9 protein-coding genes and 1 pseudogene are annotated in these 16,188 nt (G+C 43.8%); 3 read left to right on the plus strand and 7 right to left on the minus strand.

Annotated features, from left to right (window positions below; translation table 11 throughout):
* The first annotated feature begins 1,255 nt into the window (after positions 1–1,255).
* The 3 genes from acnA (at position 1,256) to GJV44_RS03030 (ending at position 7,634) form a co-directional block, all read left to right on the plus strand.
* A complete protein-coding gene (gene acnA, locus GJV44_RS03020; RefSeq protein WP_226806289.1) occupies positions 1,256–3,970 on the plus strand; it encodes an aconitate hydratase AcnA in 2,715 nt (904 codons plus the stop codon).
* A 745-nt stretch (positions 3,971–4,715) separates the two neighbouring features.
* Entirely contained in the window at positions 4,716–5,936 is a 1,221-nt protein-coding gene (locus GJV44_RS03025) for a DUF2863 family protein (RefSeq protein WP_226806290.1), read from the plus strand.
* A gap of 1,095 nt (positions 5,937–7,031) precedes the next feature.
* On the plus strand, positions 7,032–7,634 hold the full coding sequence (locus GJV44_RS03030) for a BspC domain-containing protein (RefSeq protein ID WP_226806291.1): 603 nt from the start codon (positions 7,032–7,034) through the stop codon (positions 7,632–7,634).
* Between the two features lie 279 nt (positions 7,635–7,913).
* Here GJV44_RS03030 and GJV44_RS03035 read toward each other — a convergent pair.
* From GJV44_RS03035 to nuoI, 7 genes and pseudogenes are all read right to left on the minus strand, one after another.
* Positions 7,914–8,599 (minus strand): annotated as a pseudogene (locus GJV44_RS03035) (glutathione S-transferase N-terminal domain-containing protein).
* A gap of 908 nt (positions 8,600–9,507) precedes the next feature.
* The gene (gene nuoN, locus GJV44_RS03040) at positions 9,508–10,980 is read right to left on the minus strand and encodes an NADH-quinone oxidoreductase subunit NuoN (RefSeq protein ID WP_226806292.1); all 1,473 of its coding nucleotides are present in this window, start codon (positions 10,978–10,980) and stop codon (positions 9,508–9,510) included.
* 22 nt (positions 10,981–11,002) lie between these two features.
* Positions 11,003–12,499: an NADH-quinone oxidoreductase subunit M gene (locus GJV44_RS03045; protein WP_226806293.1), complete on the minus strand. Its 1,497-nt coding sequence runs from the start codon at positions 12,497–12,499 to the stop codon at positions 11,003–11,005.
* Positions 12,500–12,512: 13 nt separating this feature from the next.
* A complete protein-coding gene (nuoL, locus tag GJV44_RS03050) occupies positions 12,513–14,564 on the minus strand; it encodes an NADH-quinone oxidoreductase subunit L (protein ID WP_226806294.1) in 2,052 nt (683 codons plus the stop codon).
* Between the two features lie 19 nt (positions 14,565–14,583).
* Entirely contained in the window at positions 14,584–14,889 is a 306-nt protein-coding gene (nuoK, locus tag GJV44_RS03055) for an NADH-quinone oxidoreductase subunit NuoK (RefSeq protein ID WP_226806295.1), read from the minus strand.
* A gap of 93 nt (positions 14,890–14,982) precedes the next feature.
* Positions 14,983–15,618: an NADH-quinone oxidoreductase subunit J gene (locus tag GJV44_RS03060; RefSeq protein ID WP_226806296.1), complete on the minus strand. Its 636-nt coding sequence runs from the start codon at positions 15,616–15,618 to the stop codon at positions 14,983–14,985.
* 72 nt (positions 15,619–15,690) lie between these two features.
* Complete coding sequence (gene nuoI, locus GJV44_RS03065; RefSeq protein ID WP_226806297.1) at positions 15,691–16,179, minus strand: NADH-quinone oxidoreductase subunit NuoI; 489 nt, start codon at positions 16,177–16,179, stop codon at positions 15,691–15,693.
* Positions 16,180–16,188 lie beyond the last annotated feature (9 nt).

Genomic DNA, 16,188 nt, shown 5'->3' on the forward strand with positions numbered 1-16,188 from the left:
GTAGTAATATAGCTAGGAATTTAATACCGTTGTGCATAGAAAAAAATAGCCAATACCAGATATCAACTCTTAACTGATATTCAGTTTGTTGTATAGATGAAAAATGTTAATACTTTCTGCTGCCATCGATGTGTTTTTATCACTGCCAACATATGCGTCCGCCATAGCTGGTGTGAAAATTCTGTCCGATTCCAATATCAGCAGGCACAACGCAATAGTAGAGCTGCGCAGAAAATAGCAGGTTTCCTGAGTAACGACAAAAAATGAGCGGATAACAAACATTGTTAAGCAAGGAAGTTAATAGAATCTAGGCCGGATTCTGATCTCCATTGTATGGATCTCGAGCCGGATACAGCGCCAACTAACATCATTAGCTATATGCAGTTTATCGTATTTGCAGCTGACTAACAGTCAGCGTGCCATTTATCAGCTCACTAATTCAAACGCTGTTCTACCTAACCCATATAAAGCCACTTAGCTCACATTATTCTTAATGTGAGCGTGCTGCTCGACGCGCGGATTTCGGACTCTATTTGTGCTGCATCTAGTGTATATAGCATTGAATGCTAGTGTATGTAGCATTGAATATCGGTGGAATAGTCTATGGACTAGACTGAATAGGATTAGTAGCACGCTACAGCATGGGTAATCCGTCAGACAACTGTAGCGCTATCTCAGACACTGCTAGCTAATCTTTCGGCATTTTCCTAGCCAGAGGATGCATCCTTTCTTGAGGGTGGTGGATATCCTCATTGCGACATTTAGGCTTAATTTGTTAAGCGCCTAAAGTCGAGAATTTGTTTAATATAGTGATCTAAGCGATATGTTATTGGTTAAGTGAGTGGGCTACACTACTCTAGCTTTTTATGTTAAAACGCTCGCCGAGGTAGTAATCATGTATATGCAGCTAGTCTGGGCGACTACATCTCATGCGCGGTAGCGCTATCGTTGATTTTAGTCGTTTGGCTTGATCAATGCTCAATTGTTAACGCTCTTATTATCGAATAAGACGACGGTATGAAATTTTCCGAGAACAGTAGTTAAATACTCAATTAGGAATCTCTGTATCGATGGTATTCCGTTTCTGATTACAAAGTTTCACGCGCATCTTAGTGTTGTTTCACCGATAAGTATCGTAACACTATCGTTAATTCATTACTAAAACTAGACCACCCCGAGGCGATGTTCATTAATAAGTATATCGATTGCTACATAATGTCAGTGAACCGAAGCGTATCAATCAAAAAGGAAACATATGGCCCATAATCTTTATAACACGCTTAAAGAATTTGACAGTGGATCAGGTAAGGGTAAGTACTACTCGTTGCCGAAGCTCGGTAAGGCTCTCGGTATTCAGATCAACCGTCTGCCCGTCTCAATTCGTCTCGTACTTGAATCTGTACTACGTAATTATGATGATCAAAAGATCAGCCAAGAGCACGTCCAGCAGTTAGCAAAGTGGCAACCTAACGCTGCGCGCACCGACGAAATTCCGTTTATGGTATCGCGCATCATATTGCAAGATTTCACCGGCATACCACTACTAGCTGACATTGCGGCTATGCGTAGCGCTGCGCACCGCGCCGGTAAAAATCCAAAATGCATCGAACCACTAGTGCCTGTCGATCTGGTTATAGACCACTCCGTGCAAATTGACTACTTCCGGCAAAAAGATGCGCTAGAACTAAATATGAATCTAGAGTTCAAGCGCAATCAGGAGCGCTACCAGTTCATGAAATGGGGAATGCAAGCATTTGATACTTTTAAGGTCGTGCCACCAGGCGTAGGTATCGTGCACCAGGTAAATCTAGAATATCTAGCGCGTGGCATACACAAAAAAAGTATGGTCGGTGACATAATTTACTATCCTGACACACTGGTGGGTACAGATAGTCATACAACCATGATCAACGGCATTGGCGTGGTAGGATGGGGTGTAGGTGGTATCGAAGCTGAAGCGGGAATGCTAGGACAACCGGTGTATTTCCTAACACCTGATGTAGTTGGCGTTGAGCTGAAGGGTCAGCTTCGAGAAGGCGTAACTGCCACAGATATGGTTTTAACAATTACCGAAATACTGCGCAAGGAAAAAGTAGTCGGTAAATTTGTCGAATTCTTTGGCAAAGGCGTTGCATCGCTAACACCGCCGGACCGCGCTACGATCAGCAATATGGCGCCAGAGTATGGGGCGACGATGGGATTTTTCCCGGTTGATGATAAGACAATCGATTACTTTAAAGGCACGGGCCGTACGGAGAAAGAAACTACCGCGCTCGAAAACTACTTTAAAGCTCAGGATTTATATGGCATCCCATGCACTGGCCAGATTGACTATACGAAAACATTAACGCTTGATCTAAGCATGTTTGTACCCTCGCTTGCCGGTCCAAGGCGCCCGCAGGATAGGATTGAAATTGGAAACGTGAAAAATACGTTCGGTAATCTGTTCTCGCTACCAGTCGCTCAAGATGGCTTCGCAAAAAAAACTGGTGAACTAGACAAGGTATACACAACTACCGATAGTATTAAATTAAAAAACGGTGATGTGCTAATCGCAGCAATCACCTCGTGCACGAATACATCAAATCCAAGCGTGTTAATTGCAGCTGGCCTGCTGGCGAAAGCAGCTGTTAACGCAGGTCTCACGGTAGCTCCACATATTAAAACATCGCTTGCACCAGGATCGCGGATCGTTACAGAGTATTTAAGTGCTACTGGACTGTTACCATACTTAGAAAAATTAGGCTTTACCGTCGCGGCATACGGTTGTACAACGTGTATCGGCAATGCCGGTGATCTAACTTTGTCGCTCAACGATGCCATTACTAAGCATGACGTAGTTGCCGTCGCGGTGCTATCAGGTAATCGAAACTTCGAGGCACGGATCCACCCAAATATCCGTGCAAACTTTCTTGCCTCTCCGCCGTTAGTAGTTGCATATGCGATCGCCGGCACAATTACACGCGACCTGATGACGGAACCGGTTGGTAAGGGAAAAGACGGTCTCGACATCTACCTAGGTGATATTTGGCCATCCAGCAATGAAATCAATCAACTACTCACACACGCCTTAGATACAGAAAAGTTTAAGAAGAATTACTCGCAATTAAATAAGAAAAGTGATCTGTGGAGTCAAATCAAAGGTGCTGCGGGTCAGGTATATCACTGGCCAAAATCAACTTACATCGCCGAGCCGTCGTTTTTCGCCGAACCCTTCTCAATGCAACCAGCTCAATCTATCACTCCAGTTAAAAACGCTAGAGCACTTGGCATCTTCGGCAACTCGGTAACGACCGACCACATCAGCCCGGCCGGCTCAATCAAAGAAGAGTCTCCGGCTGGCCGCTGGTTGAAAAAAAATGGTATACAGAAATCCGACTTCAACAGTTACGGTTCACGGCGTGGTAATCACGATGTTATGATGCGCGGTACATTTGCAAACGTGCGCATTAAAAATTTGATTATTCCGGCTCAGCCAGATGGCTCGCGAGTGGAAGGCGGCTGGACTATTCACCAACCAAGCAGTGAACAGATGTCGATCTATGATGCCGCAATGCGATATATCTCTGAGGACACGCCGACTATTATATTTGCCGGCGAAGAGTACGGCACCGGATCATCGCGTGATTGGGCGGCCAAGGGCACGTACTTGCTCGGCGTAAAAGCGGTCATAGCGCGCAGCTTCGAACGCATTCACCGCTCAAACTTAGTAGGCATGGGTGTTCTACCGCTACAGTTCCAAAATAAGGATAGCGTGCAGTCGATCGGCATAACCGGCGAGGAAACCTACGATATTGAGGGCTTAACAAACGATTTTAGGCCACAACAGGAAGTTATGCTCGTTGTTTTTAGCAAGAGCGGGATGAAAAAAGTGCCAGTTCTGCTACGCATCGACACGCCGATCGAAGTTGATTACTACAAGCACGGTGGAATCTTACCGTTTGTGCTTCGCCAACTGCTAACAGCATAACACAAAATATACCCTGCCAGAGACGTGGCATCGAATCCACTGTATTGGTGACGCCCATAGAAAACCCTACGTCATCACACCTTAAAAGTTAGATTTTAATCTAACTTTTAAGGTACATTTTAGAAGCGCTAAGATTTTCTAGCTTCTAGCGTTTTAAGTGATGACCGTCTAAAGCCGTACGACAGATGTATCCATCCGCAACATAGCTTCGCTTAGCTGTAGTGTGATAACTCACTGTGTTAGTATTACACCTCTCTACGTATAGCCACCGATTAACTGTGATGACTTATTAGATTGTATCAACCTTAACTTTAGCTAACTACTATTATGAAATATAGATCTCTAGTACTTTACATATAGCCTAACAGCGAGTGGCTTGGTCAATACACTAACAACTTAGTAGAAAAACTATCTCACAGCGTATCAAGCATCTCAACCAGTATATGCGCGCACTCAGCGAATACTTTATTGTTTGTCAGGATAGTGAACTCTAATTTTTTCAAATGTTATACAAACCGCATGTACAGTAGTTGAATATACTATACTGCCAACATATATCTACCTGTATCCCGCTTGCCAATACAAACTGCATAAACTAGCCAGAAACAATTAATTAAGATACTTATCCGGGATAAGTATTGGTCCTGAGATACGTATATGACGTAAGCATATTCAATAACGGACAATGTACTATCAGCTCTAATCCGGACTAAAATATAAATTTGAGTATCTCAACTGGCACACTATGCACTCGCGTATCGCTAAACGTCTCCCACCCGACGCCGACAAGCTAGTCGGTCTGTCGCTTGCGCTTTTTGCGTCCGGAAGCCACATGGAAGACCGCTTCTGGGAAGGAAAGCTTGATGCACTAATCGATAAAGTAATTCGCAATGGAAACCAGACAGCGCTGGATGCAGCTTTAGATCATTTGCAGCAAAAACATGCAGGCGCTTACATCGCCCTCGCTGATATAGCCGAAACCCATAGCGAATCGCTCCATATCGAGCACAATGGTCAACCTTATGATGTACTGCTGATTGCTGCACCAGTGCTGACATGGACGCGTTACATGATCCCGTCTGGACCACTGAAAAACGATGTCGCTGATGCGCTGCGCGCACAGTTACAAGCACACATCTTCGCGACGCGGGCCAACGTCGCGTTAGCGCCATATCTTTACAGTATTGACCAGTTACCAAGCAATCATATCGAGACATTCCGGCTCGCGCAGCAACTTAGCCAGGCAGCACTAATTGGTGTTGCAATTAAAATGAATATAAGTGATAAAAATGAAACGTCGCCGATCCTTGCTGATCCTCGTTTTATTCTATCTGTAGTCGTTGTTCCGGCTGGCGATCCGCTGTTTCGATGGCAGGAGGAAGATAATAGCGGCGCTCGTATCGAGCGTGAACAGTGCCTAGAACAATGGCGGGTACAGGGTGGCGCGAATCTGTCAGGCGTGCTGCCCGGCTGTGAATTTGACTGCCTGCTGCCAGACGCATATTACTCAGCCTGCCGAGATGCGGACCAGCAAATCCGCCCACATACCCTGCGTACTGCTATTAAGTATCTGGACGATACGCTCGGTGCAAAACCGGATGAACTGCGTGCGGTTATTGCTAGTTTCGGCGAACGACGTGTAGATGAATATCGAATTGCCTTCACCAGACGCGGCAGTAATAATGTAATCCACGGCGTGGTGTGGCCGTTATATGGCCGCGAGAATAGTAATTCTGGCTCAAATGATGAGGTTCTACCCGATAAAGATCCAAGCTGTAACATGCTGGACGATATTATCGAGCTGTTCAAGAATATCGGTGTTACCGATATTCGACGTCACCCGGTACGATTTGAACCAGAGTACTGCGACGATTGTTCCGTGCCACTGTATGCTGACCCACTGGGCGAGATTGTGCATGCCGAAATGCCTGAGGATGCCGAACCAGCTCAACCTCACTTTCATTAAGATACATACTGCTCCTTCGCCATATGTGATTGATTGCAACATCGCATGATTAGCTGTTCATTTTAAAAAATCTTATTGCAATTTTTCCATCCAAGATTTTAGCCGATTCTCTAGCGAATACAGCAGGATCAGGTTATATAGAGCCGAGGCTAGAGTAAGCAATCACGAAAGTTTGCTTTCTTAAGAGAACAGTACAAGATATAAAGAGCTGAAAACGTGTGGCAAAAACTAATTTGTACATATCTGTGCATATACACATATTATGTCTATAATTTCTAATGTCTCAGAATATTCTGAGACATCTCTTCTGAGATGCATTATTTTTAATAAGCAAGAAAATATCAAAATACGATATTTTTCATCTTCAGTGCGATAATATTAAGCGGATAAATCCGCATATCGCTGCATGCCAAAATTATATTTTTAGCTCTCTGAGCGCTATTCATTGGATATAAAATTTTTCTGTGCTTAGTGAAGCGTTGTAGTTATCGATAGAAACTATCGTAGCGCTATACCCTGTCTATAGCCTACAGCATAGAGGAAAAATGCGATGGTGGCTGCAACTTGTGACACGGCTTCTAAAATAGCCTACATCTTATCTCTATTATATAAGTCTGGTTCTGTTTTTCCAGCTGTAGAGATACAGCGGGATAATTATCACATAGCTACTAAAATTTTTTGACCTTTGGGTATAACTTCATAACTTCTATGCTGTACCAGCATAGTGCTGTTGTTAATTGACAGGGATAGACTACTATCCCGACTGACTACATAAGTCAGCATATTTCTCTCCACGCGAAGCGTAGTTTTGTAGCACGTTAGTCTGCACCCCTTCACCTTCTATTATCAGGGGTGAGCTATATTCAATGTGCAACATATCAGTTTAATCTCCGCCGCACGGCGGGACCTAGTCCTGCGTGCTTAGTCTAGCCCCTTACCTGCCCGTCGATCTACTCATTCACTTTGAATAAAGATAGAACTTTAACCTAATACTTAATGTCTAAGCGGTTAAATAATATTTCGCGTGAATTCACTTGGGGCGCACATTTTTTATATTAACCGCAATTTTTGCGCAGTAAATAGCCATAGGATTAGATGGATCGTAAATCCACATCACGACTGATCGGTATCATAGTCTTATACACCCTCGCAATTATAGCAATCGTCTCTCCTACGATAGGCCGCACTAATCAAGTTCAACACCATAACGAGCTAGTCTACCAATTTATCACGCAAATGAGAGCTCATCCACTGGTTGCAGACTGCGCGGCGCATGCTGACTTTATCGTTGGTACATCGAGCGTGTTTGATCGTGTTAAATTTTTGCGTAGCTCGTTCGATGCTGCGCACGCTGAAGTCAAGGCATGGCAGGGATCGTTTGATCAAGGCAAGCAACGGGTTAAAGTCGACTTAATCGTCACCCTTAGAGGAATCGGCATACGCAAGCATGGTGCATCAACAGATGTGTTAAGATTCCGCTGTGGTTACGTCAACTCCCAAATTCTTGCCTTCAGTTGGAATGATCCGGTTGCGCCATTTAAACCCGCTGTGCCAGGCTACCAGCCCAGTCAGTCTAAAAAGACGCTACGCGGCTCGAGCCGAAAGAGCTCAGCGAAGGTACTACATAGAGGAGGAACCAACAGGAAAGTTCAGCGTCACTCACTCACTAAGTCTAAAGCGCCGGTACTTAGGCACTAAAAGTACTGCATATATAATGCTGAATTTATAATTTTAATATGATTGAATCAAAGATTCAGAGCTATATAGCATAGAATTATGCTGCAGTTATTATGATCATCGCCGAGCATAATGCAAGCGGTATTTATGCTAGATCAGCCGATCTATATTATCGGCTATAGCTAAGCTAACACGCTTAACACTACTATATTTAGTAGTACCACATTTTCTGATAATAGAAAAGACTATAGGGCAATACTATTTTGAGCGGCTAATCCGTAGTTTTTTGATCACCTATCTTTAAGGACGTGTATTCTGAGTAGAATCGAACAGAACGTCGCGCGCCCTAGTATTAGTTATGGCTCTTCGGCAGCTACAAGCACTTCAATACCTCTCTGCACAGAGAGGCCGCGTATTAATACGCTGCTTTCATAGACTGATATTTGGTAAAATATTAAGACCAATTCCCTGATTTTTCTACGAACACACCTACGGGAACGCTCCAATGTCTGCGATGGTATAGTCTAGCTAGATAAGGATATTTATTTAGTTGTTTTTACATCACACTATATATATCGATGTGCTTTATTCGTATAGCGATTAACCGCATATTTGATCTGATCTGGGGCATAGATCTGGAAGTAATACGCCTGTCTGAGTATAGAACCAAGTCCACCCATCTAGAACATCAACCACTGCAGTGTTGCATAACGTTGGACGGGATCAAAATCCAAGAACTGTCCGGTTTTCTCCGCGAGGTAGATCAGAATCGCGCCTGATTAAAATAGTATAATCGGCTGGCCATCGCGGCCATCATGATCAATCATGACCGGGATTTTATTATTTTGGCTAATAGCCAAAATCTGGCTTCAACAGGTCACCTGCGCTGATATCAACGGCATGAATAGTATAAGCTAGCGTCAACTTCTCAGCAAAATATGAACTTTGTGGCCGTTCGGCGTAAGCCAGCTGTAAACATCAATTATTTATACTTATTTGGTTGAATCTTTTTTGCAGGAACAGCCCGCACGTACTTGAGCGTTTTATCTCTAAGAGAGCTATTCTTTATGCTGCCGGCATGGCATCAATGTATGATTGCAGTGATGCTTAAAAAAGTATATACAAGTTCTAGCGATACATAGAATTCGGCTAAATTATATTGATTAGGCTCATATAACTTTTATATCGTTTTTATTTTTTAGCCACGATCTCAATCGTGGCTTGGAAATTTCACTTCGATGACTTTTATTAGTTTAATAGACAGTTAAAGTGTCTGCGTACTTTGGAAAAAAATTGTCGAGGTGTATAGAGTTACACTCTGGAATAGCTTAAGTCAATTATTTAAAGGAAATATCATCGCCTATAGATTTGAATATCGTTATTCTACTGCAGGACGATTTGTTTGAGAAGATATCTTGCTAACAGACGGCTTGAAGAATTAGTAGCTATGACTTACTCTATTTAATAGTTGGCTTATGCAGTATTGATAGTAAACTTTATGCTTTTCTAAGAAAAAAACGCGATACTTCTTTCAAGACAATCGCTATTTAGTAGTGATATTATAAATTTGGGATTTTATCCTAACTAGTGGCTACCTAATAGTAGCGTTCATAAGTAGCATATTTAACGGTATGCTGTTGTGAGATTTTTTAGCTATTTGAGTTGCTTTTTAATAAAATCTAAGTCTATTTCAGGATCTGAATTTATTCAGTATTTCTTTATAAAAAATTACAATCTGTTTTTATTTTTACTATGCAACGCAGTAGTCTTACCTTATAAAATAGTCGTAACTTAGTAATCTATACTACTTGGTAAGTTTGTGCTTATCTATATGATAAGTATATCTACTTTGATCAGAGATCAAAGTAGATATTTTTCGCCAAGTTAAGTAGATTTATAGCGGCAGTGTATGCCGCACCGCTTGCATACAAACTGATATTAGTGGCCCTGGAATAATTCCAAGTAATAGCACTGTGAAGCCGTTAAAAACGAGTAGCGCACGATTAGCGCTATATGCAGTAATTGGTGTCGCTTCAACTGGTTCGTCAAAGTACATTAGTTTAATAATGCGCAAATAGTAAAACGCCCCGAATAGTGATGTGATAACTGCAAGTACTGCAAGCCATGTTAGCTTTGCATTTACTACAGCTTCAAGCACCGCAAATTTCGCATAAAAACCAACTGTTGGCGGGATACCCGCTAAAGAGAACATCATTAACAACATTACGAACGCAAATACTGGGCTACGCTTATTTAAGCCTTTGAAGTCGTCTAATAAATCAGCCTCAAAATCGCGTCGCGCAAGCAGCATCACAATACCGAATGATCCTAGGATCGTTAATAGATACATGCTGCCATAAAACACTGTAGATCCGTATGCATTCGTCGCACTGTTTGTCTGGCCACCAACAACGCCAGATAGCAGGCCGAGCAGAATAAAGCCTGTGTTTGAGATCGCGGAGTAAGCAAGCATCCGTTTGATATTGTGTTGCACGATACCTGTAACGTTACCCACAATTAATGATAGCGCAGCTAATGTTATCAACATTGCCTGCCAATCAATTGCTAGCGGTAGTAGCCCTATCACTAGAAAGCGCCATCCCCATGCAAAAATCGCAACCTTCGGGATACCGCTAATCAGTAACGTCATAGCGGTTGGAGCTCCATGATAGACATCAGGTACCCACATGTGGAATGGTACCCCCCCCATCTTAAACGCAATGCTAGCAACAATGAAAGTCACGCCGAATAGTAACACGGCATAGTTAATACGGTTTGATGTAATCGCGGTAGATACGTTATGCAGATCGAGCGATCCGGTCGCGCCGTACAGCATTGAAATGCCATATAACAGGAAGCCAGACGCCAGCGCCCCAAGCACGTAGTACTTTATTGCCGCTTCGTTAGACTGCGGCAGCTCACGACGCAGCGCAATAATTGCATACGATGATAGCGACATTAGTTCTAAGCCAAGGTATAGTGTCAGGAAATTATTTCCTGACACCATGACTAGCTGTCCAAGCAGTGAAAACAGCGCTAGCAAGTAAAAATCTCCGCGGAAGAGAGCGCGTTCCTCGAGGTATTTTCGCGAATAAATCAGCGATACGGCGAAGCCAAGCAAAAGAAACGACTTCATTAAACTCGCGAAAGAGTCAACTACATACATGTTCGAGAAGTAGTAATGCGGATGAACATTCATGGAAATCACCGCATACCAGGGTGCAGCAATCAAGCTGGACCCAACTACAATCATATAAGTCAGTCTGCATCCCTTCTTGCCGGTTATGATATCGTTTAGCAATACTGCAACCGTCACAATCATTAGGAATGCATCAGGTAGCAGAGCACTCAGGGGAGTGTTTTGCATAATTTTCTAAATTCCCCTTTTTTTACCAAGGCCGCGCTGGCAGTTTTGACTGCGCAGCGTGAGAAAGCAAGTTAACTACCGATTCGTGCATTACATCCGTAAACGGTTTAGGAAAAACACCTATATACAGCACGAGCAGTGTCAGCACCATTAACATCCAAAACTCTCGGCGACTTAAATCGCCTAATCTCATAATACTATCGTTTGTGATAGTACCAAGATAGACGCGTTTAACCATCCACAGTGTGTAAGCAGCGCTAAGAATCAGTGTGATTGCTGAGAGACATCCAATCCAGAAGTTAAATTTTACGGCTGACAAAATCACCATAAACTCCCCGACAAAGCCAGATGTGCCCGGCAACCCACAGTTAGCCATCGAGAACAAGACTGCGAAAGCTGAAAATTTAGGCATCGTGTTTACGATGCCGCCGTAGTCGGCAATCTGCCGTGAATGCATACGGTCATATAGTATGCCAATGCATAAAAACATTGCGCTAGATACTAACCCATGTGAAATCATCTGCATGATAGCTCCTTCAATGCTGAGCTGACTAAACAGAAATAGGCCGAGCGTAACAAGGCCCATATGCACAATCGATGAATATGCGACTAACTTCTTCATGTCAGCCTGCACTAGTGCCACAAGGCCAATATAAATCACAGCAATGAGTGACAGGGCAATCATAACCGGAGCTAGTACGTGGCTAGCATCTGGTACGGTAGGCAATAAGAGGCGCAGAAAGCCATACGCGCCCAGTTTTAACATAATCGCTGCCAAAACAACCGAGCCACCAGTTGGTGCTTCAACATGCGCATCAGGTAACCACGTATGCACTGGCCACATTGGCACTTTTACCGCAAACGCTAAGAAGAACGCAATAAATAACAACACCTGGGAGGTCATACTGAGTGGTAGTGCCTGCCAAGTCGACAACTCAAATGAATTTGAGTGTGTGTATAGGTAGATTAATGCAACTAGCATTACTAAAGATCCAGCTAGCGTATACAGGAAGAGCTTGAAGGCCGCATATACACGGTTCGGTCCACCCCAGACCCCGATGATTAAGTAGATCGGGATTAGTGTAGCTTCAAAGAACACATAGAACAGCATCCCATCAGCCGCCGAGAATACGCCTACCATCAGGCCGGACAAGATTAGGAAAGCTGCCATATACTGTGCAACGTTATCTGTAATTACCTCCCATCCAGCGATTACAACGATAATCGCTATAAATGCGGTAAGTATGATAAACCATATCGATAGCCCGTCGACACCGAGGTGATATCTGATATTAAAACTTTTAATCCACGGCACCAGTTCAACAAACTGCAGCGCTGAAAGATTTGCATCAAAACCACTAATTAAGGGCAGAGTAACTATAAAGCTTGCCACCGAGCCGATCAGTGCAATCCAGCGAACAACGCCCGGTGTTTTGTCTGAACCAACTACAAGAACGATGATGCCAAATGCAATCGGAAGCCAGATCGCGAAAGTTAAAATGGGAAAATGAGCATGCATATTTGTCCTCGCATTATTTTCTCAGCGTAACAAACAAGGTCAGCAATCCCAACATGCCGATAACCATAGAAAATGCGTAGTGGTAGATATACCCAGTTTGCAGGCAGCGCATCACGCCGGCAAACTTTGTAACAGCCTGCGCGCTTCTAATAATCAGGCTATCGATCATAGCAATATCTCCCTTCACCCAGAGTATTCTTCCAAATATCACCGTGCCTTTAGTAAAAATAATTTCGTTGATCTTGTCTAAGTAGTATTTATTATTCAGCAGTGCATAAATTCCCGACAAACTCCGGCGAATCGATATTGGTATATCCGGCCGCTTCAGACATAAGAACCAAGCGACAATAACGCCGGCGAGCGCGAGCCAAGTTGGTAAGCTAAAGATAGAATTTAGCGCCATCAAAATCCATCCGGGGAACCCCTCGTTCATCTTACGCAGTGTCTCGTGGTGCTTGCTGACGTAGACAACTGTATTAAATACAACCCCATGCAAGAAGAAATCGCCGAAAATCATCGGGCTAACCATAATTGCACCGATGACAACAGATGGAATCGCAAGTAGCACCAGCGGCAGCGTGACTACCCATGGAGATTCATGCGGCTTAGAAATTTTGTATACACTATAACTATGGACTGTACTGTAGATAGGCAAATTTCTATCGTGATGTACGTTTCGAAAGTTTTCAAAGCCATGGAACACCATGAAAATCATCCGAAATGAATAGAATGCAGTCACGAATACACTAGCGGTCACCGCGAAATATGCGAATTCTGAGCCCGGTAAGTTCGACAACTTGACTGCCTCAATAATCGAGTCTTTCGAATAGAAGCCAGCGAAGAACGGCGTGCCAATCAGTGACAGCGAGCCAATCAAAAAGGTGATCCATGTAATTGGCATATACTTACCTAGCCCGCCCATATTACGCATGTCCTGGTTATGATGCATACCGATAATTACCGAACCAGCGCCTAAGAACAGCAGTGCCTTAAAGAAGGCATGGGTCATCAGGTGGAATACTGCTGCTGAGTAAGCTGAGGCGCCCAACGCTACTGTCATATAACCGAGCTGGGATAGCGTCGAGTACGCAATCACCCGCTTGATATCGTTCTGCACGATACCAAGAAAGCCCATAAATAGAGCAGTGATTGCACCTATCACCATGATAAATGATAGAGCGCTGTCAGATAACTCGAACAGCGGCGACATACGTGTGACCATGAAAATGCCTGCGGTCACCATCGTGGCAGCGTGGATCAACGCAGAGATTGGTGTTGGGCCTTCCATCGAGTCAGGAAGCCATACGTGAAGCGGAAACTGCGCGGACTTACCCATCGCCCCGATAAATAAACAAATACAAGTTACCGTGATTAGCTGCCAATGTGTACCTGGTAGAACACCGACACTGGTCAATGCATCGCGATGCTTAAATACGTCACCATAATTTAATGAGCCGGTATACGCGAGCACTAGGCCAATACCCAGCAAAAACCCAAAATCGCCGATGCGGTTTACAAGGAACGCCTTCATGTTCGCATAGATTGCATTTGGACGCGTGTACCAGAAACCGATTAGCAGGTAGGACACTAGACCGACCGCTTCCCACCCGAAAAAGAGTTGTAGGAAGTTATTACTCATTACGAGTATCAACATCGAGAACGTAAACAGCGAGATATACGAGAAGAAACGTTGGTATCCAGAGTCTTTTGCCATGTACCCAATCGCATAGATGTGTACCATGAGCGACACAAAAGTGATTATGCACATCATCATTGCTGTTAGCGAATCGACGAGAAAACCGATTTCGAGCCTTAATCCTCCTTGTCCCGGCACGATATTTGGTAGTGTTAACCATGTGTAAATCGTATTATTAAAGCTACTGCCATCCAAAACATCAAGAAATACTAATATGGAGATCACTAATGCGATCGCCACACCAAAAATTGTCACGAAATGCGCATTATGGCGACCAATTTTTTTTCCGAATAGACCGGCGATTAATGAGCCAGTCAGGGGAGCTAGTGGAACGGCTAGCAGCAAATTTTGATTAAGTATTATTGCCATAACAGTTATGGGTTTTTCTTTAACCCTTAAGCCGGTCGAGATCCTCGACGTTAATCGTGTCGAGGCTACGGAACAACGTAACCAGAATTGCAAGACCGATTGCCGCTTCAGCTGCGGCTACGGTTAGTACGAAAAATACAAAAACTTGGCCGCGCACGTCACCGAGATAGTGTGAAAATGCGACAAAATTAGTGTTTACTGCGAGTAGCATTAACTCAATTGCCATTAGGATGGTGATCAAGTTTCGGCGGTTCAGCAATATCCCCACGATCGCAATTGAAAATAGGATCGCAGCCAGCACAAGGTAATGAGCAAGGCTCAACATAATTGCTTTCTCTTTATCCCCGGTCAGTAGATGCCGCTGACCTTATTAAGGCAAGTATTGCCTGGCGCATTAGTTTGTTGATATATTGAGTATCTATTTTTCAGTAGTTATTTGAATTAATCTAACGCGATCCTCGCGTCGCGCTTTTATCTGTCTACTGACACGCTGATGCTTTGCATCTTTACTGTCTCGGATAGTCAATGCAATCGCGGCAACAATTGCAACTAGCAGTACAAATCCCGCAACCTCAAACGCGAAAATATAGTCGCTGTAGATCATTCGGCCAATCAAGCGAGTATTAGATAGTGACGACAGTGTCGAGTTCGCGGCTCTTGTTGCTTGCAGTATCTGTGCGCTTCCTTCATTAATCAGCGAGACGTTCGTGCTGTAACCATACCAGAGGATGGGCGTGACCTCGATCACGATTATCGTGCCAATAATTGTTGCTATCGGCACGAAGCGGCGAAAATTATATCGAAACATATTGAGGTTAACATCAAGCATCATTACGACGAAAAGGAATAAAACCATTACTGCACCTACATAGATGAGCACTAATAAAATTGCGAGGAACTCGGCCTCAAGTAGTAGCCAAATTGCTGCAGCATTGAAAAACGTAAGTACCAAAAATAGTGCTGAGCTAACTGGATTGCGTGAGGTAATCACTTTTACCCCTGACGCGACCATGAATAGTCCAAAAATGTAGAAAAAGACAGTTGTGAATTCCATGTATTTTTACGAGATCATCATTGGCATATTGTTGTCATAATATGGTGTGTCTAGAAAAAAACCCTGCGACGATCACCGGTACTGCGCGTTAGACGCCTTCGCTGCCGCAATCTGGGCTTCATGGCGATCGCCAACTGCTAGCAGCATATCTTTCGTAAAATATAGGTCGCCACGTTTCTCGCCGTGATATTCAAAGATCTGCGTTTCGACGATTGAATCGACTGGGCAGCTTTCCTCACAGAATCCACAAAAAATGCACTTAGTTAAATCAATATCATAACGGGTCGTTCTCCGCGTGTTATCAGCGCGCATTTCTGATTCGATCGTAATCGCCAACGCCGGACAAATCGCTTCACACAATTTGCACGCGATACAACGCTCCTCGCCATTTTCATAGCGTCGCAGCGCATGTAGTCCGCGAAATCGCGGTGAAATCGGCGTTTTTTCCTCAGGAAATTGCACAGTGATTTTGCGATGAAACACATACCGCCCAGTCAGCGCAAGCCCCTTAAGCAACTCTGTCAGAAAGAATGTTTTAAAAAAACTCTGAAATATATTCATGGTGATACC

Origin of the sequence: Candidatus Vallotiella adelgis (genome assembly GCF_020541305.1) — a bacterium.
GTDB lineage: Bacteria > Pseudomonadota > Gammaproteobacteria > Burkholderiales > Burkholderiaceae > Mycetohabitans > Mycetohabitans adelgis.

Coding starts and splice junctions, on each gene's coding strand:
- GJV44_RS03060 (WP_226806296.1), bottom strand. CDS start 15,618: ATGGAATTCACAACTGTCTTTTTCTACATTTTTGGACTATTCATGGTC.
- GJV44_RS03025 (WP_226806290.1), top strand. CDS start 4,716: ATGCACTCGCGTATCGCTAAACGTCTCCCACCCGACGCCGACAAGCTA.
- GJV44_RS03045 (WP_226806293.1), bottom strand. CDS start 12,499: ATGCATGCTCATTTTCCCATTTTAACTTTCGCGATCTGGCTTCCGATT.
- nuoI (WP_226806297.1), bottom strand. CDS start 16,179: ATGAATATATTTCAGAGTTTTTTTAAAACATTCTTTCTGACAGAGTTG.
- GJV44_RS03030 (WP_226806291.1), top strand. CDS start 7,032: ATGGATCGTAAATCCACATCACGACTGATCGGTATCATAGTCTTATAC.
- acnA (WP_226806289.1), top strand. CDS start 1,256: ATGGCCCATAATCTTTATAACACGCTTAAAGAATTTGACAGTGGATCA.
- nuoN (WP_226806292.1), bottom strand. CDS start 10,980: ATGCAAAACACTCCCCTGAGTGCTCTGCTACCTGATGCATTCCTAATG.
- nuoK (WP_226806295.1), bottom strand. CDS start 14,889: ATGTTGAGCCTTGCTCATTACCTTGTGCTGGCTGCGATCCTATTTTCA.
- nuoL (WP_226806294.1), bottom strand. CDS start 14,564: ATGGCAATAATACTTAATCAAAATTTGCTGCTAGCCGTTCCACTAGCT.